The organism is Agrobacterium sp. lyk4-40-TYG-31 (genome assembly GCF_030209855.1).
Classification (GTDB): Bacteria; Pseudomonadota; Alphaproteobacteria; order Rhizobiales; family Rhizobiaceae; genus Agrobacterium; species Agrobacterium vaccinii.
Map to the genome: position 1 here is coordinate 197,251 of NZ_JARVRE010000004.1, position 23,676 is coordinate 220,926.

The window sequence follows — 23,676 nt, forward strand, 5'->3', positions numbered from 1 at the left end:
CAGTTGACGCTTCCTCCGGTTTTGTGATTTATGCGCCTCAACGGAGGGCGTGTAGCTCAGCGGGAGAGCACTACGTTGACATCGTAGGGGTCACAGGTTCAATCCCTGTCACGCCCACCATCCAGTTACTTGAAGACACAGAGAAATCCGCTTCGGCGGGTTTTTCTGTTTTAGGGAAGCGACGCGCAGTCTAGGTTCTCGCTGGAAAGCCCAGCAATCTCAGTTGTCCGAACGAACCATCAATCCGATCCATGTCAATGATACTCCCTCCGAGTTCATGTGCGGTATCTAGCGGATTCAGTCGCCAGAAAAGCGCCGTGCTGGGCTACGGATCAGGTTGCATCTCTGCTTAAAATCATCTCTAAAAAGTAGAAAGCCGAACAGCCGCTTATGTGAAGGTAATAGCAGGGTCGTATGCCGACAAAACCGAACGGTCCTCAGCTAAGAGGCGAGATTTACGATATCGTAAGAGTTTTTCGGCTGGAACTTGATCGCCGGACTGTCGACATGCCACTTAGTGAGAAAGTGGCGCTATCAGGCAGCGTAGATGCGATGCGGATTGTAATACGAAATCGCAATGCTCGGTCTCGTTTTTTCACAGTTGAAGAACTGGACTACCTTGAGCAGGAAGCCGCGCGATTCATATCAATAGTAACAAGGTCACAGGTGGCAGAAAGGTTGATAGAACGAAATATTCTTGAAGAGGACGGTAGGACTGTGACTGGTCAAGAAACTCACAATTGGTTCTCTTTGGCCGAAAAATTAAGGGATGTGTTGCGTGGCATTCCAGCAAGTATTATCCAGCCTATCGAGGATTTCGAATTCGTACAGGGCAACTTGCCACTGCTGAGCGACATAGTACCTGATCAAAAAGTTTCGCCTGTTCATTTTGATATAAAGAACGATAAACTAATTCTAACGCATCTCAGGGCTAATAGTAGACCGGAAGATAGTCAGAACGTGCACAGAGCCCGTTCAACATTGATTGAAAGCGGGCAAAAAATCATTGAAGAACTGCGACAGTCAAATTGTGATCGGCGCTTTCTTGAAGACGTTATCGCTGTCCAAACTCGACTAGAAAGTACGCATGATATCGTACAACTCGGCATTCTCAACATTGCGTGCGAAGAGCAAAGAAGAGAATTTGAGCCCGAACTTCCAAGACTTTTGGCCGGTAAACTTAGAGCGCATTTTTCCAACATCGCTATGTATGTGGCGCAGTTTCCTGAATGGTTACGTTATGCAGAAAATGCGTTGGAAGTAGAACTCAGTGCTGCAGACATCCGCCGTTCACAAGATATTGCTAATGAGATCGCCGAGAAATTTGAAGCTGTTCCTGCTAAAGTTGATGCAGACGTGCCGCGAACCCTACGAGCAATAAGCGATGCCATTTCTCATCCTGCTACAGCCGCTAGGCGCGTAGCTTTCGCTCTAGTAAGAACGCTAGAAAACCTTTTCATCCGCGTGTTCAGCCATGTTGGCAAGTTTTTTGATGATGTGGCTTCTCAAAGTTTATCGAAGTCCGCTAAAATTGGTTCAAGCGCCGTCGCTATTTCTTTTGGGTCTATGATACTAGGGTACGCAACCAATCTCGCAGCAATTTATGAGAAGGTTCCCGGTATGGCTTGGCTTAAAACAGCAGTCGAAATCTTTACCAACGCTTTACCAGCTTTTTCGTTGTAGCAGCCTAAGTTCAAGATTTCATTCGGACTTTAACGCGTCCCTACACCCGCAGATAAACCACTCTGACGCATTTGGTGGGCTGCCCAATCGGTTATATGTTGATCGATAGCCTCGGAAATCTCTTTCTCGACGGATTTGGAATGACACCGTCATTCCGCGGGATTACACTTGAGCCGATCGTTTAAACGTTGATCTGCGGCGCAAATGCAGCGCTCCTTTGCGCAGCCGCATAGTCGCCCACCGCTATACGCGTCTACAGTGACGACTACCCTATTTTTGGGGCGTTACCGCCGTCGGGTTCCCCTCGTCATCCACCGCGACCATGATGAACACCGCTTCGGTGACCTTGTCGCGGGATTGTTGCGAGTGGCGGCGGGTCCAGGCTTCTATTTTGAGGGTGATGGACGTGCGGCCTACTTTTTCGATGCGGGTGTAAACGCAGAGCGTGTCGCCGATCTTGACCGGTTTCTTAAAAACGATTTCGTTGACGGCCACTGTGACCGTGCGACCGCCCGCCACATCATTGGCGCGAACGAAGGCGGCCAAGTCCATCTGTGACATGACCCACCCGCCGAAAATATCGCCTGCCGGGTTGGCGTCGGCGGGCATGGCGAGGGTACGTAGGGTCAGTTCCATATCTGCGGGTGGGTGCAAATCCATGTCTTGAAAACCTTTTTATACATCTGACAATGGACAGCATGCCTACAGCATCGCTATCGAATTCAGAATTGATTTTCAGGAAGATAAGAGATGCATCTGTTGCATGGTGCAGTGCAGCATGACACTCAAATAATGAGACTTGGATCAGCGAGAGAGCAACCGAGCCCTCACGAGGCGGGCGGGGAACCAGCAGCTTTTCAGTTCGGAACCTGCTCCACGGTGAGCGTGCGCCCGTGGGCAGAGGCGATGCGGACGCGGGCACCGGCGGGCGCGTCCTTGCCCTGTACCGGCCACCATGTGTCATCCAGCTTGATACGACCACGACCTTCCGCAATCGGCTCATGCAAGGTCGCTGTTCGCCCGATGAGGCTGGCTTCACGCTGATTGAGGAAGGGCTCGTCTGTCTTGGCGTGGTCTCTGCCGTAATATCGGCGGCCAAGAAGCGCAAATGCGATGGACAGAACGGCAAATAGCAACAATTGCAGCTGCCAACTCCAGACAGCTGTATCCCAAAGTGCAAGCGAGATGGCGCCGATGACGAGGGCGGCGGCACCGATCCAGATTAGGAAGACGCCGGGTGCCAGCAGTTCTGCGGCCAGCAACAGGGCTGCCAGTATCCACCAGCTCCACGGGCCGAGATCGGTGACGAGCCTGGCGATCATCTCATCTCTCCGAGGACGGGCCGAACGGATTGTTGGGGATGGTCACGTTGATGGTCTGGGCCGATGGGCGGCTGGAGGATGGTGGAACAGAGCTGCGCTGGCGTGTCGGGGCAGGGCTTTCAGGCGCTGCCGCAGCATCACTGTTCTTGCCGAACACTTCCTTGGCAATGGCCCCGATGCCGCCGAGCGAGCCGATCAGCGAAGAGGCTTCCATCGGCATCAGCACGATCTTGGAATTCTTCGCGGTACCGATGGCCGCCATGGCTTCGGTGTATTTCTGGGCGATGAAGTAGTTGATGGCGTGGATATCACCTGCGGCGATGGCTTCCGAGACCATGCGGGTGGCGTTGGCCTCCGCTTCGGCCAGACGTTCGCGCGCTTCAGCATCGCGGAAGGCGGCTTCGCGCTGGCCCTCGGCCTCGAGGATGGCGGATTGCTTGGCCCCTTCGGCGCGCAGGATCTGAGCGGCGCGCGACCCCTCCGCTTCCAGAACCTGTGCGCGCTTTTCACGCTCTGCCTTCATCTGGCGGCCCATGGATTCCACGAGATCCTTTGGCGGTGCGATATCCTTGATTTCTATGCGGGTGACCTTGATGCCCCACGGCCCAACCGCCTCATCGACAACACGCAGGAGGCGCTCATTGATGGCGTCACGGTTGGAGAGAAGCTCGTCAAGATCCATCGAGCCCATGACCGAACGGATGTTGGTCATGGTCAGGTTCTGGATGGCATTTTCCAGATTGGAAATCTGATAGGCGGCCTGCGCCGCGTTCAGCACCTGATAGAAGGCAACGGCATCTGCGGTGACGCTGGCGTTATCACGCGTGATAACTTCCTGGCGTGAAATATCCAGCACCTGCTCCATGACATTCATGCGCGTTCCGATGCTTTCGATGAACGGAACGATGATGTTGAGGCCAGGTTCGAGGGTGCGGGTGTAGCGCCCGAAGCGTTCCACCGTGTAACGATAGCCCTGCGGTACCGTCTTGATTCCGGCAAAGAGCGTCAGAATGACGAGCCCCACGACGACGATCACGACAATATCGAAACCACCCAGATCAAGCATCCCCATCTCCCTCATATGCTGCATGTGTTGTGTCGGCTGCGTTTACACCCAGCCCTGCAACTCCCTGCGTACAACCTTTTCGAGAACCCGCATACCCTCTGAACTGTCGTTCAGGCAAGGGATATGCGAAAATTTCTCGCCACCGTTGTGGTGAAAGATTTCGCCAGCCTCGCCCGCGATTTCTTCCAGTGTTTCCAGACAGTCGGACACGAAGCCCGGGTTCATCACGGCAATGCGCTTGACGCCTTCCTTGGCCAGCCGCTCCACCGTCTTGTCGGTGTAGGGCTGCAACCATTCTTCCGGCCCGAAACGGGACTGGAAGGTGATCATGAAGCGGTCCTTGTCCAATCCCAGTTTTTCGCGCAGCAGGCGACCGGTCTTCATGCACTGGCAATGATAGGGGTCGCCCTTTTTGAAGTAAGACTGCGGAATGCCGTGGAAGGAGGCGAGGATTTTTTCAGGCTCCCAATCCAGCGTTGCCAGATGCGCTTTGACGGAGTTGGCGAGCGCATCGATATAGGTTTCGTCATCGTGGTAGGGCGGCACGGTGCGCAGCGCTGGCTGCCAGCGCTGCTTCATCAGATATTCGAAGGCCTTGTCGTTGACGGTTGCTGTGGTGGCCGCCGCAAATTGCGGATAGAGCGGAAACAGCAGGATTTTTTCACAGCCTTGCGCCTTCAGCGCGTCCATGCGTTCGGCAATGCTCGGGTTTCCATAACGCATGCCCCAATCGACCACGACATTCGGCAGGTCGGTCAGCATCTTGCCAAGCGCCTCGCCCTGATTGCGGGTGTAGGTGCGCAGGTAGCTTTCGTTCAGATCATGGTTCCAGATTTCCTCATAGGCCTTGCCCACCTTCTGCGGGCGCTTGTTCAGCACGATGCCGTAGAGAATGGGGTACCAGAACAGCCGTGACCACTCGATCACGCGCTTGTCGCTCAAAAACTCCGCCAGATAACGGCGCATCGACTTGTAGTCGGTGCCATCGGGTGTGCCGAGATTGACGAGGAGAACGCCGACCTTGCCGAAGGCGACCTTCGGGTGATCTGCGGGGAAATGAGCGGTTTGAAGCGTGGAGTTATCTGCGATCATGAAATAGTCCTGAACCTACATTGTTTGGCCAGACATACGCCAGGACCATCGTGTTGGATCATGTTGTAGAGCATTGATCCGCCAATCTGAATTGATTTTTGATAGAACCTGCGCGGCATTTCAACGCGTGGTGAGGGCTGAGTGATATATAGATATAAGTGTAGCCATCTGAGTTCTGAACAGTGATGCAGCAGAGGTCAGCATGCGTGGCTTACCCCCCTCTGTCCTGCCGGACATCTCCCCCACAGGTGGGGAGATCGATATGCCGCAACGTTGCGGCCATCTTTAGCGTCGATCAATTTAGCGAAGGTCTCTCGCCTTGCCGATCTCCCCCCTTGAGGGGGAGATGTCCGGCAGGACAGAGGGGGGGGGTAAGCCACACCCGCTGATCTCTGCTGCAAGCGGCATTTATGCGTCCGCGATCAAAATGAAGTCTTCTATCGAAGCCCGTCACCGAGCAGGCTTCGATAGAGTGATGTCGAACAATTACTGTGCCGGAACGTTCAGTTCTTCACCAACTTCGATGTGGTTCGGACGCTTCAGCGCGTTGGCTTCGGCGATCTTCTTCCACTCCGCACCATTGCCGTATTTCTCGGCGGCGATTTTCCACAGCGAGTCACCGCGGGCAACGATATATTTCGCAGCCTCTGCCGGTGTTGTGGCAGGAGCCGACGTCGTGGTTGCCGGTGCCGGGGTGGTTGGTGTCGTCGAGGCTGGAGCGGGAGCCGCAGGTGTCGTGGCGGCTGGCGCCTGGGCTGTCGTTGCGGGCGCAGGTGTTGCGGGCTTAGCTTCCTTTGGCGGGGCAACGTAGTCGGCTGGCGTTACATCCATCACGCGGCCATCGGTGTAGGGCTTGTAGGGGCTGTGCGCGCCGATATAGGCGGCCACGGCATCTTCAAGGCTTGGTCCGAAGTCGTAGGGGTTGATGGCCTTGGTTGCGAAGGTCTTGAAGCCATCGCCGCCGGTGCGGGTGTAGTTGTTGGTCACAACGCCATAGGTCTTTTCAGGGTCGAGCTTGACGAAGCCGTCGCCTTCCTTGACCTCGACGGAGACGATGCGGCTGCCGGCTGGCTTGGAGCGGTCGAAGCTGTATTTCAGGCCAGCGGTCTGCACGAAGCGGCCTGCGCCTTCCTCGATCTGGCTGGCACCGTTTTCAAGCGCTGCGACGAGATCGACGCCCTTGATCTGGAAGGTGGCGATGGAATTCTGGAATGGCAGAACCGTCAGCACTTCGCCCATCGTCACAGGACCGGCGTCGATTGAGGCGCGCAAGCCGCCGCCGTTCTGAATGGCGATGGTGATGCCCTGGTCCTTGACGCGGTCGAGCAGCGCATCCGACACCAGGTTGCCCATGGTGCATTCCTTGACGCGGCACACTTCACGCGCGCCATCGATGGCGGCTTCGCTGGTGCCGATTTCCTTCTGCTTCATCTCTTCCAGCGGGGCGGCCAGTTCGGCCACGCGCTTGGTGAAGGCTTCGTCAGGGGTGACGGAGGCGTCGAGCAGCTTCGGTGCGCCGCTGGTGGATTTGACAACGCCGTTATCGTCGAAGGTGACAGTCAGATCGCCAAGATATTTGGAGTAGGCATAGGCGGTGACGATCGGAACATCGATACCGGATGGGTCTTTGACGAGCGTCGGGTAGGGCCCTGCTGCCTTCGGATCGGTGCTGGAGAGCAGCGTGTGGCTGTGGCCGCCGACGATAACGTCGATGCCATCGACAGAGCGGGCGATTTCCTGATCCTTGACGTAACCGACATGCGAGAGCACGACGATCTTGTTGACGCCCTGATCCTGGATTTCCTTGACTGCACCCTTGAGGTACTCGATCTCGTTTTCAAACGTGACCTTGTCGCCGGGCGAGGATGTTTCGTTGGTGTCGGTGGCCAGCACAGACACGACGGCAACCTTCTGGCCACCCATTTCCTTGATGATGTAACCCTTGAACTTGTCTTTCAGCTCGGAGCCGTCGGCAATCTTGGTGTTGCCGGAAATGATTGGGAATTTCACCGCATTGATGAGCTTCAGCAATTCTGCCGGGCCGTCATCGAATTCGTGGTTGCCGATGGCCATGGCGTCGAAACCGATGCCGTTCATGAATTCGGCAACAGGGCCGCTTTTATACTGCGTGTAGAACAGCGAACCCTGAAACTGGTCGCCAGCATCCAGCACGAGGATATTGGCATTGGCACCCAACTCTGTGCGGCGGGCGTCGATGGCGCTTTTGACGCGGGCGATGCCGCCGAAGCATTCTTTCTTGTCGGCTTCAGCCGTGGAGCAGGTGGAGTCGAACTTGTTGATCGCTTCGATACGCGAATGCAGATCGTTGATGTGGAGAATATTGAGTTGGTAATCGGCCAGGGCCGCACCGGCGGAAAGCGCAACGACCGAGGCGGTCATCAGGCCAAATCTCAAAATCCTGTTCATCGTCTTCTCTCTCCTGTTTTGCCGTATACGAAGCCGGGAGGCTTGTCCTGCCACCATAGCTACCGCGAAATCATGACACTGGTTCAAAGGGCGATGTTTTCATCTCGCAGCATCTGCCGCAAGTAGAAATATGACAGGGTTGTGCAAATAAAAAACGCGCGCTGCACGCGCGCGTTGAAATTAACGCAAGAACTCTGTTTTTGCTGGCTTAGCCCTGACGCGTCAGCGTGAACTGGCTGTTGCTGTCCGTGGTGCAGTTGAGTTGCGAACGGGAGATCAGCGCGCAATTGACGCGCGACTGGGTGTTGCGCACCAGCGAGGTCATGTTGATCTCGTAAAGCGTTGGCGACAGCGTCACATAGGTGCCGGATGCCAGCAGCGTGTTGCTGTCTGTCGAGCGTGTGGAGAAGGCGCCCGCCTGGAAGGTGGAGACGATGCCGTTCTTGTCCACCCAGCGGCCATCAACCGCCGGACCCTGCGGCATGGCGGATGCCATGGGGCGAGGCGATGGCGCGTTAGGAGCGCATGAAGAGGCGGCAATTGCGGCCAGAACCAAGGCGGCGCCTGTCTTGAAATTCATCTCTTTCGTCTCCTGCGATTCTGCCCGATCTACTTTGAAAGACCATGGATGGAAGTTTAATTTAATGCAAGCGAACGACAACCGCTATGCACCGGTTCCCCGCGCAGCCGACAAAACGGCCAGCGTTGCAAACCGGCACCAGTAGTCGCCAAGTGCTTAGCCGCGCACCAAAATATTGCGGAACTGCCATGGATCGCTGGTGTCGATATCGTCAGGAAACAGGCCGGGCCTGCCATCGAGCGGCGTCCACTCGGTGTAGTGACCTTCGACCGGGCCAAGATAACGCTTCTGGATCCCAAGGCAACGACGGTAATCGATCTCGTCGGCTTCGACGATACCGGCCTGCGGGTTTTCCAGCGCCCAGACCATGCCGGAGAGAACAGCCGAGGAAACCTGAAGGCCGGTCGCATTCTGGTTGGGAGCAAGCTTGCGAGCCTCTTCCAGCGTCAGGCGCGAGCCGTACCAATAGGCATTCTTTTCGTGACCGTAGAGGAGAACACCGAGTTCATCCGCACCATCGGTCAGCTCGCCTTCGGTCAAGACGTGCTGGACAGGCTGGGCCGCGCCGCCATTGCCGAACATTTCATAGAGCGACAGCACCGCGTCGTTGCACGGGTGATAGGCGTAATGGCAGGTGGGGCGGAAATCGACATGACCGCGCTTGTCGCGCACGGTGAAATAGTCGGAAATGGAAATCGCTTCATTGTGGGTCACCAGCAGGCCATATTGCGCCCCAAGCGTCGGGCACCATGTGCGCACGCGGGTGGTGGCACCGGGCTGATCGAGGAAGATGGCGGCCTTGCAGCCCTTCTTCTGCTTCTTGGCGTTTTTTGGCATCCATTTTTCGTGGCTACCCCAGCCGAGTTCCGCCGGCTGCATGCCCTCGGCAATGAAGCCTTCGACCGACCATGTGTTCCAGAAGGTGTTGAACGGCTTGGGGTCTTTTGCGCGCTGCGTGTCGCGTTCGGCAATATGAACGCCCTTGACGCCCAGCGTCTGCATCAGCTTGGCCCAGCCTTCGCGGTCGCTGGCAACAGGCTCTTCGAATTCCAGACCGGTATCGTTTGCCAGATTGACCAGCGCCTGTTTGACGAACCACGAGACCATGCCGGGGTTTGCGCCACAGGTGGAAACGGCTGTGGTGCCGCCGGGGCGCCTGGCCTTTTCCTTCAGCATGGTTTCGCGCAACGTATAATTGGTGCGCTGAGCGTTATCCGCATCGGTGTCGAAGTAGAAGCCGGGCCAGGGTTCGACGACGGTGTCGATGTAGAGCATGCCGTATTTGCGGCACAGCTTCATTAGGTCTACCGAGGAAGCATCGACAGACAGGTTGACGCAGAAACCCTGTCCCTCGACGTTCTTGACGAGCGGCTTCAGCACATCCTTGTAGTTTTCCTTGGTCAGATGCTCGCGCACATGCCGGATGTTGCGACTTTGCAGGTAGTCGGCGATGTCTTCACGCGGATCGATGACGACGAGCCTGGACAGGTCGAACTTGAAGTGCCGCTCCAGCAAGGGAAGCGTGCCGCGCCCGATGGAGCCGAAACCGATCATGATGATGGGACCGGTGATTTCGCCGTAAATCGGATGTTCAACGTCCGTCATTCTGAATTTCCTTTGTGAAGACAATGCTTAAGCTAAATGAATACCCACCAACAATAAAGGGTAGCCGGATGACGGGCGTATGAAGATTGCGCAAAAGGTAAATCGTCAGGCCCCGGCTCCTGATAAAATCATCGATATAGCTTCGGACTACGAATTTTCAATTCGTCAATTATAATGGGGCGGATCAGAAGTTGCAGTTAGGTTCAATCGGAGAAAACGAGAGTGCGTCAGGAGACTGCCAGTTTGGATAGTCTTATCGAGCGCGTCATCGCGCTTCAGGACATGACGCCTGTCTTTATCGCCCTTTACGACACGGAAGACAGGCTTCGCCACGCCAATCGTGCATTTCGGCAGGCCTTCAATGTTCCTGATGACGAATTCCCGACATGGGCTGACCTTCTGCTCGCGAATTACCGCGATCGGAAAGGCCTGATCATCACCACGTCCGATTACGAGGCGTGGTTTCTGTCGGCGCAGTCACGTCGCGGCAAGCTGCCGTTTCGCGGGCTGGAACTGGACCTGCATGACGGGCGCTGGATCTGGATGACGGAGACGGTACAGGCGGATGGCTGGATGCTGTGCGTGGGCAGCGATATCACCGAATTGCGACAGAACCAGCGCAGCCTGCGGCAAGACCGCGACATTGCCATGCGCGCCGCCCAGACCGATGAACTGACCGGAACCGCCAACCGCCGCTTCGTTTTCGCCAAACTTGCCGTCCAAGTCGAGAACGTCCAGAAGGGCCTCGAAAGCCCGTTCGGCCTTTGCATCATGGACATCGATTTCTTCAAGGGAATCAACGACCGTTTCGGCCATCAGGGCGGCGATATCGTGCTGCGTGATTTCGTGCGCATTGCCCACTCCACCATCCGCCGCTCCGACACGTTCGGTCGGGTGGGCGGCGAGGAATTCGCTCTCATCATGCCTCGAACTGTTTTGTCCGAGTGCATCGGCATCGTGGAGCGGCTGTTGGAAAAGGTGCGGACGTCTTGCCCTTTCCCTGGCGCTGCGGATTTTTGCTATAGCTGCTCGGCAGGGCTTTCGCTGTTCCAACTGGGGGAGAGTGGTACGGAGCTATATCAGCGCGCGGACCGTGCACTGTACGAGGCGAAGCAGAAGGGGCGGTCACGGGTGGAATGGGTGTTGGGGTGAGGGGCGGTAATGTTGGGCTGTTTTGGGTGTGGCTCAACCCCCTCTGCCCTGCCGGGCATCTCCCCCTCAACGGGGGAGATCGGCTGGGCGCGCTGACATTGCTTTGACCTCGACGTAGGAGATGGCCTGAAGCTTGCCACGGGTCGATCTCCCCACCTGAGGGGGAGATGCCCGGCAGGGCAGAGGGGGTAAGCCACACCCTGTGCCCACCAATTAATCCACCTCAAACCAACTCCGCCGCCACCAACCCATGCAATGAATTACCAACAAACAATTTCCGTCCCGCCAAATCCGCGGGCTTCAGCGCCTGTCCGCGCGCCTTGCGTTCCCGAATGAGGTCGGCCCTCAGCACGCCCGGCAGAATGCCGCTGTCGAGCGGCGGCGTCAGCAATTGGCCTTCCGCACCCTCCACAAAGACGCTGGTGGTCGAGCCCTCGCAGATTTCGCCGCGTTCGTTCAAAAGCAGGACTTCATCCGCTTCCTTGGTTGAAAACTCCGCGCGTGCGGCATCATAGGGTTCACGGCGCGAGGATTTGTGGCGGTAGAACGTGTCGCTGGAATCGAGCCGCGTCTTCTCCGCGATCTTCACCCGCCATACGGCACCTTCACAAAGTGGAACGAATGGCTCTGCTGTTATGTCCAGTTCGCCCTTGTAGTTCATCACTACACGAACGGTCATCGGCTCGCTGCCGCTGACGGCGGCGTTCAACGCTTTCACGGTATCGGCGGGTGCGCGAAAACCCAGCGCATCGGCAGAGCGCAGCAGGCGGCGCATGTGCTGTTCCAGCCGCTGGAAGCCGGTGGTGGGCTCCCAGCGGAGCGTTTCCCGCAATGTCAGGTCACCCGGTTTGCGTTTCATGCGCGTCGTCCGTCATGCTGTTTCCGTAAAGTAAGATATGTAGAACCGGCGAAGCTTGCCCGAGATTGGAGCGTTGCCGGTCCTCTCATTCTTTATCCAACGCTTCCAACTCGTCGATCAAGCCTTCGATCATCGACAGGCCCTTGTTCCAGAAGGACGGGTCGGTGGCATCGAGACCGAACGGCTTCAGCAGTTCGGAATGATGCTTGGTGCCGCCAGCCTTCAGCAGCTCGAAATACTTGTCCTGGAAACCGGTTTCGGCATTCTGGTAGACCGCATAGAGCGAGTTGACGAGGCAATCGCCGAACGCATAGGCGTAGACATAGAAGGGTGAGTGGATGAAGTGGGGAACGTAGGTCCACCAGTTCTCATAGCCCTCGGAAATCTTGATCGCTGGTCCAAGGCTTGTCTGCTGGACGGAGAGCCAGAGCTCGCCGATCTGCTCTGCGGTGAGCTCGCCGTCCTTGCGGGCGGTGTGCACCTTGCGCTCGAATTCGTAAAAGGCAATCTGGCGCACGACCGTGTTGATCATGTCTTCGACCTTGCGGGCCAGAAGCGCCTTGCGCTCGCGCTTGTCCTTGGTGCCATCCAGCAGCTTGCGGAAGGTCAGCATTTCGCCGAAGACCGATGCCGTTTCGGCCAGCGTCAGCGGTGTGGCGCACATCAGTGCACCCTGTCCACCGGCTAATACCTGGTGCACGCCATGGCCCAACTCGTGGGCCAGCGTCATCACGTCACGCGGCTTGCCGAGATAATTGACCAGCACGTAAGGGTGTGCGGAGGGCACGGTTGGGTGCGCGAAGGCGCCGGGTGCCTTGCCGGGGCGTGCAGGGGCATCGATCCATTCCTCATCGAAGAAGCGGCGGGCGATATCGGCCATCTCGGGTGCGAAGTCACCATAGGCTGTGAGCACCATGTCCTTGGCGTCGTCCCAAGGAATGACGGCATTGGATGTATCGGGAAGCGGCGCGTTGCGGTCCCAATAGTTCATCTGCTCCATCCCGAGCCACTTGGCCTTCATCTTATAATAGCGGTGCGACAGGCGCGGATAGGCTTGCGTCACCGCCTGTGCCAGCGCATCCACCACCTCGCGCTCGACGCGGTTGGCCAGGTGGCGGCTGTCGGCGATGTCTTCGAATTTGCGCCAGCGGTCGGAGATTTCCTTATCCTTGGCGAGCGTGTTGGTGATCAGCGTGAAGACGCGCAGATTGTCCTTGAAGGTTGCGCTCAGCGCCTGCGCTGCCTTTTTACGGGTTTCCGTGTCCGGTTCCTGAAGCAGGTTCAGCGTCTCTTCCAGCGCCAGGCTCTTGCCGTCGACCTCGAAGCGCAGCTCCGACATGGTCTCATCGAACAGGCGGTTGAAGGCGGCGGCACTGGTCATCGACTTCTCGAGGAACAGCTGTTCCAGACTGTCATCCAGCTGGTGCGGCTTGTCCTTGCGCAAATCCACCAGCCACGGCTTGTAGTGGCCGGTCAGCGCATCGTTGGCGATGGCTGCATCGATCGTCGCATCATCAATGCGGTTCAGCTCAAGCGCGAAGAACAGCAGGTTCGACGACATCTCGGTGAGCTTCGACTGGGCGTCCCCATAAATCTTGCCGTTGGCCGGGTTGGATGTATCGGAAAAATAGGTGAGGCCCGCGAAGGAGCCGATGCGGCCGAGAAGATCGTCCAGCGCTTCATATTCCTTCAGCGCGGCACCAAGACCCTGATCGCCTGAAAGTTTGGCGGCTGCTTCCAGCTTGCCCTTCCATTTTGCCTCGAACGCCTTGGCGTCACTGGCTGCCTTTTCCAGTGCGCCCTTGTATTGCGGTGAATCGGCAGAGGGGTAGAGATCGGACAGCTTCCATGTCGGGAGGTCACCGAGGGCGGCGGCCCCTGCGTCTGCGGGCGAAAAGGCGGGCAGGGGGATCGATGTCGTCAAGGTCATGTCGGGCTTTCCTCTTTATCTCTTCGCCAAAGCATATGGGGGCTCTGTTTCCCGTGGCAATGCATAAAATGCAAGCAAATCTCAAAACTGGATGTTCAAGCCTTCCGTGCCACATTCGGTTCAAAGGGCCAGCATGAAGCAGGTCCATAAACCGGAAACCGGAGCCTGACATGACAGCGCAAGTACTCGTTATCGATGACGACCCTGTTCAGCGCCGCCTGCTTAAACAAGCGGTGGAGCGTTATGGTCACCACCCAATCCTTGCCGAAAACGGCAGGGTCGGACTGGAGCTGTTGAAACAACACAGCGGCGATATCAGCGTGATCGTTCTTGATCTGATGATGCCGGAGATGGACGGTCTGTCTTTTCTCAAGGCTGTCGGAGAGCTGGGCACGGATGTGCCTGTCATCGTCCAGACCGGCCAGGGCGGCATCGATACGGTGGTGCAGGCCATGCGCGCCGGTGCTTTCGATTTCGTGGTCAAGCCCGTGTCGCCAGAGCGCATCGGTTCGGCCATTGCCAATGCGTTGAAGCTGGACCAGCGTGAGGCGAAGGCCCGCACCGGCAAACGTTCGCGCAACCACGCCGTCAATTTCAACGATATCGTGTCGGCAAGCCCGGCCATGCTGCGGGTTATCGAGCTAGCGCAGCGGGCAGCGCAGTCCAATATTCCAGTGGTGCTGGAAGGCGAATCCGGCGTCGGCAAGGAAATGATCGCGCGCGCCGTTCAGTCCGGCAGCGACCGTTCTGGCAAGCCGTTCATCACCGTCAATTGCGGTGCCATTCCCCATAATCTTGTCGAGAGCATCCTGTTCGGACACGAGAAGGGTGCCTTTACCGGTGCCACCGAAAAGCACATGGGCAAGTTCATGGAAGCCGATGGCGGCACGCTGTTTCTGGACGAGATCGGCGATCTGCCGCTCGAAGTGCAGGTCAAGCTTTTGCGCGCGGTGCAGCAGGGCGAAATCGAGACTGTCGGTTCGGCACGTGTCCAGAAGGTCAACGTCCGGCTGATTTCGGCCACCAACAAGGATTTGATCGAAGAGGTCAAGGAAGGCCGCTTCCGCGAGGACCTCTATTATCGCCTCAACGTCTTCCCCATCACCATTCCGGCTCTTCGTCGCCGCAAGGAAGACATTCCCTATCTGGCGCGGGTGTTTGCAGAACGCTTCTCCGTCGAGCAGAAACTGCCGCATTCGCTGGGTGTGAGCGCCGGTGCGCTGGCCTTGCTGACGGCGTACGACTGGCCGGGCAATATTCGCCAACTGGAAAATGCCGTGTTTCGCGCGGTCGTTCTGGCCCAGGGTGACGAGTTGACGGAAGCGGATTTCCCTCAGATCGCGCTTCAGGTGCCCGAGTTCATGGACGGCGTGGCCGTGGAAGACATGCCGCACCGCCCGAGCGAGCGTTCCCTGTTGATCGCACCGCCACCGGTCGAAACACGCAGCAGCACCGCCGACATCGTGTCCGTGATGGAGGCTATGGCGAATGACGAGGATCGCTCGACCGGCGCCGTCTTTCCCGGCGGTAGCCTGATTGCCTCGACCGATGACAGCGGTGATGTGCGCAAGATTGCCGATATCGAAGAGGAACTGATCCGGTTTGCGCTGCGGTTCTATCGTGGACAGATGAGCCAGGTGGCCCGCAAACTCGGCATTGGAAGGTCGACACTATACCGTAAGTTGAAGGATTATGGCATTGATCCCGATGATCCGCTGCGTGATGCCGCTTGATGGCGGCAAAGCCGGCTTAGTTTAGCAAAACCGATATTTGTTAACTCCTGGGCAAGGATATTCACTTACGGTCTATAAACCTCTTGTTAGTATCGCATTCACTATATAGAGGATGAATGTCCATGTGTGGCAAAATTGCCATCGTGTGACCGTAATTGAGGTTCATGTGGGACAATGTGACGAATTGTCTGCCAGGCGGGGATCAAATTGCTTTATCTGCATCGGAATATCGCGCTCTCGGGCAAGATAGCGCGCGGCTTGATTAAAGATATAGGCACGAAGCTATCGGCAAGCGTCGTTACATGCGTGTGCCTGATGCTGGTCGCCATGCCCGCTCTTGGACTTTCGGCGACGCAGGCCGCCGCCGAAACCCGTAGTCTCAAGCTCTATTATATCCACACCAAAGAAAAAGCCGTCATCACGTTCAAGCGAAACGGCAAGTATGACGCCAAAGGTCTTCAGGAGCTGAACCGCTTCCTGCGTGACTGGCGTCGCAACCAGCCGACCAAGATGGACCCGCGTCTGTTCGATCTGGTGTGGGAAGTTTACCGCCGTTCCGGTGGCACCGATTATATCAATGTCGTCTCTGCTTTCCGCTCGCCAGAAACCAATGGCATGCTGCGGTCGCGCACCAAGGGTGTCGCAAAGAGCAGCCAGCACACATTGGGCAAGGCCATGGATTTCTACATTCCGGGCGTCAAACTTTCCCGTCTTCGCGAAATCGCCATGCAGATGCAGATCGGTGGTGTCGGTTTCTACCCGACCTCCGGCTCGCCTTTCGTGCATCTCGATGTCGGCAATGTCCGTGCCTGGCCGCGCATGAGCCGTCAGGAACTCGTGCGTATTTTCCCCAAAGGCAACACCATCCATCTGCCTGCCGATGGCAAGCCTTTGCCGGGCTATGATGTGGCCCTTGCCGATTACAAGAAGCGCGTCAGCTCTTCGTCGGTTCAGGTCGCCGGTACAGCCGGTGACGGTCCCGCCAGCTCTTCCTCCGGCGGCAAGCGCAAGACCCTGCTGGCCACGCTGTTTGGCGGTGGTGACGAGGACGAAGATTCCGAAAGCATTGCAACACCTGCACCTGCAGCCCGGTCTTCGGCGCCTGCCGCTGCGCCCGTTGCGCAGGAGCCGGAAGAGGCGCCAGCCGCAGTTGCTGTCGCATCCGCTCAGCCGCTGCCGGGCGTTGTCGATGCCCCGTTGCCAACGGCACGTCCTGCATTCCGCAATCAGGAAAACCAGACGGGTCTGGCCACGGCACTCTATTCACCGGCTCGTAATGCCGCGCAGGATGCGCTTCAGGCCGCAACCATGCCAACGCCGACAGCCGCACCTGCCGAGCAGCAGTTCGCCGATCTGGCACAATATTCCATTCCTGTGCCGACCCTTCTCGGGCCGCGCCGCATGAAGGGTGACGCCGATGGTTCCGTCATGACCGCAGCTCTCGGCTCCGAAGATATGCCGGGTGATGCGCTGGCGGCCCACGTTCCGGTTCCGGCCAACCGTCCGGCTGTTGCCGAAGCGCTGCTTGCTTCTGCCAATGCAGACACCGATGGCCAGGAAGACGATGCCGAGCAGCAGCAGGCAAGCCTTTCGCCCGTGGTTGTCGCTGCCCTTGAGCAGAGCGGACAGGATGCTCGTTCGTCCATCACGGCGACTGCCATGCCATCGGCTGCACAGTTCCCGGCTTCGCTGGATCGTAGCGCCGCGGCGACACAGCCTGCCGCCAAGCGTATAGAGACGGCCAAGGCTGCTCCGTCTGCCGCTGCCGCCTATGGCGACGCATTCGACGTGAAGCCCCGTGCAAAGGACAGCGGTCTGGTTGCCGGTCTTCCCACCAAGGGTGGCCGCCCAAGCAAGCAGGATGCAGCCGTGTCTGAAAAGGCCATGGTCAGCGGCGGTCGTCTGACGCAGGAAGCAATCTCCGACTGGGCACTGAGCCAGGACAAGGGTGCAACCGGTCGCGCAGTCAAGGCCCCACGCGTCGTCAACAACCGTATGCTGAGCCACGACATGTCCGCCTCTGCCGCAACCGCCAGCTTCCGCCCGGGTGCCGCAGCGATCGACTCCAGCCGCTTCAGCACACCGATCAAAATGCCCTGAATTTTGCACTGATTGTGCATCCAGAAATAGAAAAGGCCCTGTCATACCTATGACAGGGCCTTTTTGTTTTATTTGGTAGTGGGGGTTGCATAAACTTGGCGGTGTGATCTTGACGAGAATTATCTGTATTGTTATTGTACAGATGGTTAGTATAGTAAGTGTCTCATTTAGATTTTTGCTGATTAGACCATGTAGATCGAGACGGTTTCGTCTCTCGGCGCACAGGCAGAGTTTATAGAATTCTGCACGCATGAAGCTAGTTTGATGCGCCCGGCTCTTATGAGCCATGTTCCCGACTATAGCTGTTTGCAAGATGACTCTGCCTTTTGGCTGCGATGGAATTTGTGCGCCGTGTTACGACGGCTGTCACAGTCTATCGCGCAATACCGGGGCAAGTTTCGTTGTGTAGACTTCATTCCTGATCAGTAATTTACGGTGTCTCGCGCTCATGACTTCTGTACTCGCCAATATCTCACCGCGGCAGATTGCGTCTCTTGCAACCTCCATGATTTCGACGTTGACGAGTGACGACTTTGTTGGTCTCAGTGCGGCGCAAGTCAAAGCTCTAACATCGACGCAGGTCAGTGTCCTTGACACTGGGGTGATCTCTTCTCTCAGTAACCAGGTCATCAGTCAGCTCGCGCCCAAAGCGGTGACCGGCCTGTCCCTGGACCAGCTGGACGCGATCGGCGCAGGACAGATTTCCGGTCTGACGACTCAGCAGATCAGCGCGCTTTACGCCGACCAGCTGGATTCCTTTTCCGATGAGCAGATAGAAGCGCTCGACAGCAGGCAGGTGTCGGCACTGACCTCGTCGCAGATTGCGATCCTGTCCGCAGACGATTTGAACAGCTTCACCGGCGCTGAAATTGCTTCCATCAAAAAGACGTCGATTTCCTCCATCGATCCGACGGCGCTCTCCGGGTTGACGACAGAAAAGCTTGCTGCCCTGACGACGGTCCAGATTGGCGCTTTGTCGTCGACCCAGATCGGATCGCTGACGAAAACGCAGTTCGGCGCACTGAGCGGAGCGCAGTTTTCTGCCTTTTCTCCCAGACAGATTGCTGGTCTCTCGGAAGAAATCATCACCGATCTGACGTCTACGCAATTCAAGGCGATGACGAGCAAACAGCTCGCATCGCTGACGACCAGCCAGTTTGGGGCGTTAAGTTCGGCTAATATCGAAGCGCTCGACGCGTCCCAGGTTTCCGCGCTGGGCGCAAAGCAGATAGCGACACTCTCGGCAGAGAAACTCAATAAGTTCACGGCTTCAGAAGTCGCGTCCATCAAGAAGACCGCTGTCTCCGCGATATCGACGGAAGCGATGGCAAACCTTTCGACAGCCACGATTGCCGCATTCACGAGTGTCCAGATTTCTGCCCTGTCGTCCGCCCAGATGCAGGCACTGACAGATACGCAACTGTCGTCGCTGTCATCGGCGCAGTTTGGAGCGATGACGGCCAGGCAGATCGCCGGGCTTTCTACGGATACGATTGCCACTCTGGCCGGCGGCAAGCTGGACGGGATGACCACCAAGCAGATCGCAGCCTTTTCTTCCGCGCAGTTTGAAGCCTTGAATTCATCGAGCATCGTGGCTTTGAACGACGGACAGATTTCGGGACTTGGTGCCAAGTTGATCGCCACACTAACGGCTGACGAACTCAACAGCTTTACAAATAGCGAGATCGCTTCGATCAAGAAGACGTCGATTTCCGGCCTTACGACGGATGCGATTGCGGGTCTTCAAACCAGCAAGATTGCGGTTTTGACCACCGCGCAGATATCGGCACTGACGTCTACGCAGATGCAGGCCTTGACCTCTTTGCAATTGGCGGCCCTGACATCGAGCCAGTTCGCAGCATTGACGGCAAAGCAGATCGCAGGTCTCTCGACTGATACACTTGCCAATCTCTCGGGTATCAAACTCGACGCCATGACGACGAAGCAACTGGCGGCCTTCTCCACGGCACAGTTTGATGCTTTGAGTTCCGTCAGCATCGCCGCTTTGACGGATGGTCAGGTTGCCGGCCTCAGCGCAAAGCTCCTCGCCACGCTATCGGCTGATGAACTCAACAGTTTCACTTCCAGCGAGATCGCTTCGATGAAGAAGGACTCCATTTCCGGCCTGACGACGGATGCGCTTGCGGGGCTCTCCAGCAGTAAGCTTATGGCTCTCACCACTGCGCAGATCGCTTCTCTGACGACGGCTCAGATGAATGCCCTTTCGACCGCACAAATGGCGGCACTGACGGATGACCAGTTTGGCGCCTTGACGGCAAAGCAGCTCAGTGGTCTTTCGACCGATCTCATGGCTGGTCTCGATGTCAAGAAGCTGGAAGCGCTGACATCAAAGCAGATCGGGTCCCTCAGTACGGCCAGTTTCGACGCTTTGACCCTTGCCAACATTACCGCTCTCAACAGCGTGCAGATATCTGCATTGAGTGCTAAACACACCGCGACATTGTCTTCTGATGAGCTCAGCAGCTTTACGGATGTGGAGATCGCATCGATCAAGAAGAATGCCATCTCTGGACTGAGCACCGAAACGCTTTCGGGGCTCTCGGCTGCGAAGATCAAATCCTTCACGACCGAGCAGGTTCAGCAGATGAGCGATGCTCAGGTCGATGTGATTGTCAGGGCGTACTCTTCGAACTGATATTCCGGCAGAGGCCAGCCACAAAAAAAGCGCGGAAAGTTCTGCGCTTTTTTCATTTCAGGATATGGGCAGCGGCGTTCAGGCCGCTGCTTGCATTACGTCAAACGCCGCTCTGGCCGTCGGAGCCGATATAGGCGATGCGGACCATGTTGGTGGCGCCTGGGGTGCCGAGCGGGACGCCAGCGGAGATGATGATGCGGTTGCCCGGCTTGCCGAAGCCTTCGTCCACGACGATGCGGCATGCGCGGTTGACCATGTCGTCCTGGTCGCTGGCATCGCCCGTGACCACACAGTGCAGACCCCAGACCACCGAGAGGCGGCGGGCTGTCTGGATGATCGGCGAAAGCGCGATGATCGGCACCTGTGGGCGCTCGCGCGCGGCACGCAGACCGGTGGTGCCTGACGATGTGTAGGTCACGATGGCAGACAGACCGAGCGTTTCGGCGATCTGGCGCGCTGCGAGCGAAATCGCGTCTGCGCCAGTGGCTTCAGGCTGTGGGCGCTGTGCGTAGATAATGTTGGAGTAGTAGGGATCCTGCTCAACGGTGCTGGCGATGGAAGCCATGGTGGAGACGGCTTCGACCGGGTAGTCACCGGAGGCGGATTCGGCAGACAGCATAATGGCGTCTGCACCTTCGAACACGGCGGTAGCCACGTCGGACACTTCGGCGCGCGTTGGAACCGCAGCCGAAATCATCGATTCCAGCATCTGCGTGGCAACGACAACCGGCTTTCCAGCCTTGCGGCAGGCGCGTGTCAGCTGCTTCTGAATGCCGGGAACGGCTTCCAGCGGCATTTCCACGCCAAGGTCACCACGGGCCACCATCAGAGCGTCTGATAGCGCGATGATTTCCTCGATGCGTTCAACAGCCTGCGGCTTTTCGATCTTGGACATCAAGCCGACGCGGTTGCCCGCAATCTTGCGCACTTCGACCAGATCTTCGGGGCGCTGAACGAAGGAAAGGGCGACCCAGTCCACTTCGTTCGTGGCCAGAACGGCGTCCAGATCGACGCGGTCCTTGTCCGTCAGAACACCGACGCCCAGAAGCGTATCAGGCAGGCTGATGCCCTTGCGGTCGGAGATTTTCGTGCCGGAAACGACCGTCGTGACGATGCTCTTGCCGTCGCATTTTTCAGCGCGCAGATGCAGCTTTCCATCGTCGATCAGCAGACGGTCACCCGGCTTGACGGCTTCCAAAATTTCTGGATGCGGCAGGAACACGCGGTTCTTGTCGCCAGGCGCTTCATTGTTATCGAGGGTGAATGTCTGTCCCTGAACGAGATCGACCTTGGTCTCGGCAAACTTGCCGACGCGCAGTTTCGGGCCCTGAAGGTCGGCCAGAATGCCGATGGGGCGGCCAACGCGGCTTTCCACGGCGCGAATGCGCTGGATCAGGCTGCGCATCACATCATGGCTGGCATGGCTCATATTGATGCGGAAAAGATCGGCGCCAGCCAAATGGAGCTTCTCGATCATTGCCTCATCGGACGAAGCAGGCCCGAGAGTTGCAAGGATTTTGACTTTACGATTGCGCTTCATCAGTTCTGACTTTCCTGTGTACCTGGCGTGTCCGAAAGCTGGACCATCCAGCTTCCTTGTCTGCCCGTATCGTATTCCTTGAAACCCATGCGCTGGAAACTACGGGCGTAACAATCGTCTACACCGTTGATCTTGAACTCGTTTTCGGCAACGCACATGTTGACGTCACCAGTCCATCGGCCACCACGGGCGGCGTCTTCAGCGTAGAGATAGTAATAGCGTGACTGCAACTCGCCTTCGATTAGCGTGGCGCAGGTGGAGGCAGGCACCTGCCACCAGCCTTCGCTGACCCAGCCTTCCTGTCCGCGATAGCCAATGGCGACGCCGACGAGGTTCTGCGTGCTGTTGCAGACACGGAAGTCCGCCCATGCCGGCTGGGCAACGAGGAGGGGGGTGCTGAGAACGGCGGCTGCAGAGAAAAAGCGTATCGCGCGCCGGTATTTAGCAAGGAGAGCGGAGAATGTGTGTGGCACGGCTTCCATCCGGATTCCATGGTTATGATAAGAGAACACTTCTTGGCGCGGACGCCCGAGAAAGTCAACGCGAGTTCAATCGATTATATCTCCGGTGGGGTCTCTCGTACGTCGGTGCCGATGGCTGTCCGGGCTTCCAAACTTGCGCGTGGCGTCTAGCCATGCCATCAAGCGTCTCTCCTCAGCGGCTATCAAGAAATCCCAAATGTCAGACTTCCAGCCATACGAAATCCTAGAAGGTGATTATGACAAAGGCATGGTCCTGCTTGCAGATCACGCCACGAACCTTCTGCCGTCAAAATACGGGAATCTGGGTCTGCCGCAAGCCGCTTTTCACAGGCACATCGCTTTCGACATCGGTATCGAAGGTTTGACGCGCAAACTGGCCGCGCAACTGGGTGTGCCCGCAGTGATGAGCCGCTTCTCCCGCCTGCTGATCGATCCTAACAGGGGCGAGGACGACCCGACCCTCATTATGAAAATCTCCGATGGAGCTATCATTCCCGGCAACCATCCGATTACCCCTGATGAGTGGAATTCGCGTCTCAACACGTATCACCGGCCCTATCACAATGCCGTGGGCAAGGTACTTGACCGCGTGGCCTCGACATCCGGCAAGGCGCCACTGGTCTTGTCGCTCCATTCCTACACGCCGTTTTGGAAAGAGATCGCGCGCCCATGGCATGCAGCGGTGCTGTGGGACACGGATCACCGGGCGGTCAGGCCTCTGCTGGCGCATCTGCGAGCCGCGGGCGATATTCTGGTGGGAGACAATGAGCCCTATGACGGCGCGCTGAAGGGCGACACGATGTATCGTCACTGCATGTTGAAGGGCGTTCCCCATGCGCTCCTTGAAGTGCGCCAAGACCTGATTGGCGATGAGGCGGGTATTGCCGACTGGGGAGCACGGCTCGCCCCCATTTTTGCCGCAATGAACGATGATCCCACCCTGCACGAATACCGGCAGTTCGCCTCGCGAACCGGGCCCTATTGAGCGGAGACCATGATGAGCGAACTCGACGAACGGCAGAAAATGGAGCTCGAAGCGGCGGCGTTTCGCAGGCTGGTCAGCCATTTGCAAAAGCGAACGGACGTGCAGAACATCGACATAATGAATTTAGCTGGGTTCTGCCGCAACTGCCTGTCCAACTGGTACGCGGAAGCGGCCAGGGATGCTGGCCATGAGGTGAGCAAGGACGTTGCGCGCGAGATGGTCTACGGCATGCCCTATGATACGTGGAAAAGCCTGCATCAGGCCGAGGCGAGCGACGCCCAGAAAGTCGCATTCGCGCAGAACTCACCAAAGGAATAAGGGCGCTGTGGCCCAAAACGGCTTGACGTGAGGCTCGCAGCCGGGCAGTTCACCAGCCGGGAATTTCAGCTGCCCGCAACGGCAGCAGGCGAAGACTTCGCCGTGTGACGCACAAGGCTCCAGACGAGCCGCCACCATGAAGGATG

At 57.5% G+C, this 23,676-nt stretch carries 17 protein-coding genes, 1 tRNA gene and 2 pseudogenes; 9 read left to right on the forward strand and 11 right to left on the reverse strand.

Features of this window, described 5'->3' with window-relative positions; translation table 11 throughout:
* Nucleotides 1–45: 45 nt before the first annotated feature.
* Together QRN55_RS06200 and QRN55_RS06205 are read left to right on the forward strand one after the other, a co-directional pair.
* Nucleotides 46–120: transfer RNA gene (locus tag QRN55_RS06200), tRNA-Val, on the forward strand.
* Between the two features lie 294 nt (nt 121–414).
* Nucleotides 415–1,683, forward strand: a complete 1,269-nt coding sequence (locus QRN55_RS06205; protein WP_284775735.1) for a hypothetical protein — start codon at nt 415–417, stop codon at nt 1,681–1,683.
* Nucleotides 1,684–1,953: 270 nt separating this feature from the next.
* On the opposite strand, the gene QRN55_RS06210 is transcribed toward QRN55_RS06205, so the two are convergent.
* From QRN55_RS06210 to QRN55_RS06240, 7 genes are all read right to left on the reverse strand, one after another.
* A complete protein-coding gene (locus QRN55_RS06210) occupies nt 1,954–2,343 on the reverse strand; it encodes an acyl-CoA thioesterase (protein ID WP_284775737.1) in 390 nt (129 codons plus the stop codon).
* Between the two features lie 197 nt (nt 2,344–2,540).
* Nucleotides 2,541–3,005 carry an NfeD family protein gene (locus QRN55_RS06215; protein ID WP_284775738.1) on the reverse strand — a complete coding sequence of 155 codons (465 nt, stop codon included), beginning with the start codon at nt 3,003–3,005 and terminating at the stop codon, nt 2,541–2,543.
* A gap of 1 nt (nt 3,006) precedes the next feature.
* The gene (locus tag QRN55_RS06220; RefSeq protein ID WP_284775740.1) at nt 3,007–4,071 is read right to left on the reverse strand and encodes an SPFH domain-containing protein; all 1,065 of its coding nucleotides are present in this window, start codon (nt 4,069–4,071) and stop codon (nt 3,007–3,009) included.
* Between the two features lie 42 nt (nt 4,072–4,113).
* Nucleotides 4,114–5,163 (reverse strand): ferrochelatase, encoded by a 1,050-nt coding sequence (gene hemH / locus QRN55_RS06225; RefSeq protein WP_284775742.1) that lies wholly within the window; start codon nt 5,161–5,163, stop codon nt 4,114–4,116.
* Between the two features lie 486 nt (nt 5,164–5,649).
* Complete coding sequence (locus QRN55_RS06230; RefSeq protein ID WP_284775744.1) at nt 5,650–7,590, reverse strand: 5'-nucleotidase C-terminal domain-containing protein; 1,941 nt, start codon at nt 7,588–7,590, stop codon at nt 5,650–5,652.
* A gap of 208 nt (nt 7,591–7,798) precedes the next feature.
* Entirely contained in the window at nt 7,799–8,170 is a 372-nt protein-coding gene (omp10, locus tag QRN55_RS06235; protein ID WP_065701467.1) for an outer membrane lipoprotein Omp10, read from the reverse strand.
* A 156-nt stretch (nt 8,171–8,326) separates the two neighbouring features.
* The gene (locus tag QRN55_RS06240) at nt 8,327–9,775 is read right to left on the reverse strand and encodes a homospermidine synthase (RefSeq protein WP_284775747.1); all 1,449 of its coding nucleotides are present in this window, start codon (nt 9,773–9,775) and stop codon (nt 8,327–8,329) included.
* 243 nt (nt 9,776–10,018) lie between these two features.
* Between QRN55_RS06240 and QRN55_RS06245 the strand changes: the two genes are divergently transcribed.
* Nucleotides 10,019–10,927, forward strand: coding sequence for a sensor domain-containing diguanylate cyclase (locus tag QRN55_RS06245; protein ID WP_284775750.1), 909 nt, complete (start codon nt 10,019–10,021; stop codon nt 10,925–10,927).
* Nucleotides 10,928–11,150: 223 nt separating this feature from the next.
* Here the strand turns inward: QRN55_RS06245 and QRN55_RS06250 are convergent, their stop codons facing one another.
* Together QRN55_RS06250 and QRN55_RS06255 are read right to left on the reverse strand one after the other, a co-directional pair.
* Nucleotides 11,151–11,786 (reverse strand): aminotransferase class IV family protein, encoded by a 636-nt coding sequence (locus QRN55_RS06250; RefSeq protein ID WP_284775753.1) that lies wholly within the window; start codon nt 11,784–11,786, stop codon nt 11,151–11,153.
* Nucleotides 11,787–11,871: 85 nt separating this feature from the next.
* On the reverse strand, nt 11,872–13,716 hold the full coding sequence (locus tag QRN55_RS06255) for a M3 family oligoendopeptidase (protein ID WP_284775755.1): 1,845 nt from the start codon (nt 13,714–13,716) through the stop codon (nt 11,872–11,874).
* Between the two features lie 170 nt (nt 13,717–13,886).
* On the opposite strand from QRN55_RS06255, the pseudogene QRN55_RS06260 reads away from it, so the two are divergent.
* From QRN55_RS06260 to QRN55_RS06270, 4 genes and pseudogenes are all read left to right on the forward strand, one after another.
* Nucleotides 13,887–15,075 (forward strand): annotated as a pseudogene (locus QRN55_RS06260) (sigma-54-dependent transcriptional regulator); the annotation flags it as partial.
* Nucleotides 15,076–15,248: 173 nt separating this feature from the next.
* A pseudogene (locus QRN55_RS24520) lies at nt 15,249–15,449 on the forward strand (helix-turn-helix domain-containing protein); the annotation flags it as partial.
* Between the two features lie 315 nt (nt 15,450–15,764).
* Nucleotides 15,765–17,549: a peptidoglycan L,D-endopeptidase MepK gene (locus QRN55_RS06265; protein WP_502871310.1), complete on the forward strand. Its 1,785-nt coding sequence runs from the start codon at nt 15,765–15,767 to the stop codon at nt 17,547–17,549.
* A gap of 448 nt (nt 17,550–17,997) precedes the next feature.
* Nucleotides 17,998–20,205, forward strand: coding sequence for a hypothetical protein (locus tag QRN55_RS06270; RefSeq protein WP_284775761.1), 2,208 nt, complete (start codon nt 17,998–18,000; stop codon nt 20,203–20,205).
* A gap of 100 nt (nt 20,206–20,305) precedes the next feature.
* Here QRN55_RS06270 and pyk read toward each other — a convergent pair whose 3' ends face one another.
* Together pyk and QRN55_RS06280 are read right to left on the reverse strand one after the other, a co-directional pair.
* Nucleotides 20,306–21,745 carry a pyruvate kinase gene (gene pyk, locus QRN55_RS06275; RefSeq protein ID WP_284775763.1) on the reverse strand — a complete coding sequence of 480 codons (1,440 nt, stop codon included), beginning with the start codon at nt 21,743–21,745 and terminating at the stop codon, nt 20,306–20,308.
* Nucleotides 21,745–22,227 carry a DUF1036 domain-containing protein gene (locus QRN55_RS06280; RefSeq protein ID WP_162694348.1) on the reverse strand — a complete coding sequence of 161 codons (483 nt, stop codon included), beginning with the start codon at nt 22,225–22,227 and terminating at the stop codon, nt 21,745–21,747. Before QRN55_RS06280 ends, pyk begins: the two co-directional genes overlap by 1 nt.
* A 196-nt stretch (nt 22,228–22,423) precedes the next feature.
* Here QRN55_RS06280 and QRN55_RS06285 point away from each other — a divergent pair, with 196 nt between their 5' ends.
* Complete coding sequence (locus QRN55_RS06285) at nt 22,424–23,212, forward strand: N-formylglutamate amidohydrolase (protein WP_284775766.1); 789 nt, start codon at nt 22,424–22,426, stop codon at nt 23,210–23,212.
* A 12-nt stretch (nt 23,213–23,224) separates the two neighbouring features.
* On the forward strand, nt 23,225–23,530 hold the full coding sequence (locus tag QRN55_RS06290; protein WP_284775767.1) for a DUF1244 domain-containing protein: 306 nt from the start codon (nt 23,225–23,227) through the stop codon (nt 23,528–23,530).
* The last annotated feature ends 146 nt before the right edge of the window (nt 23,531–23,676 follow it).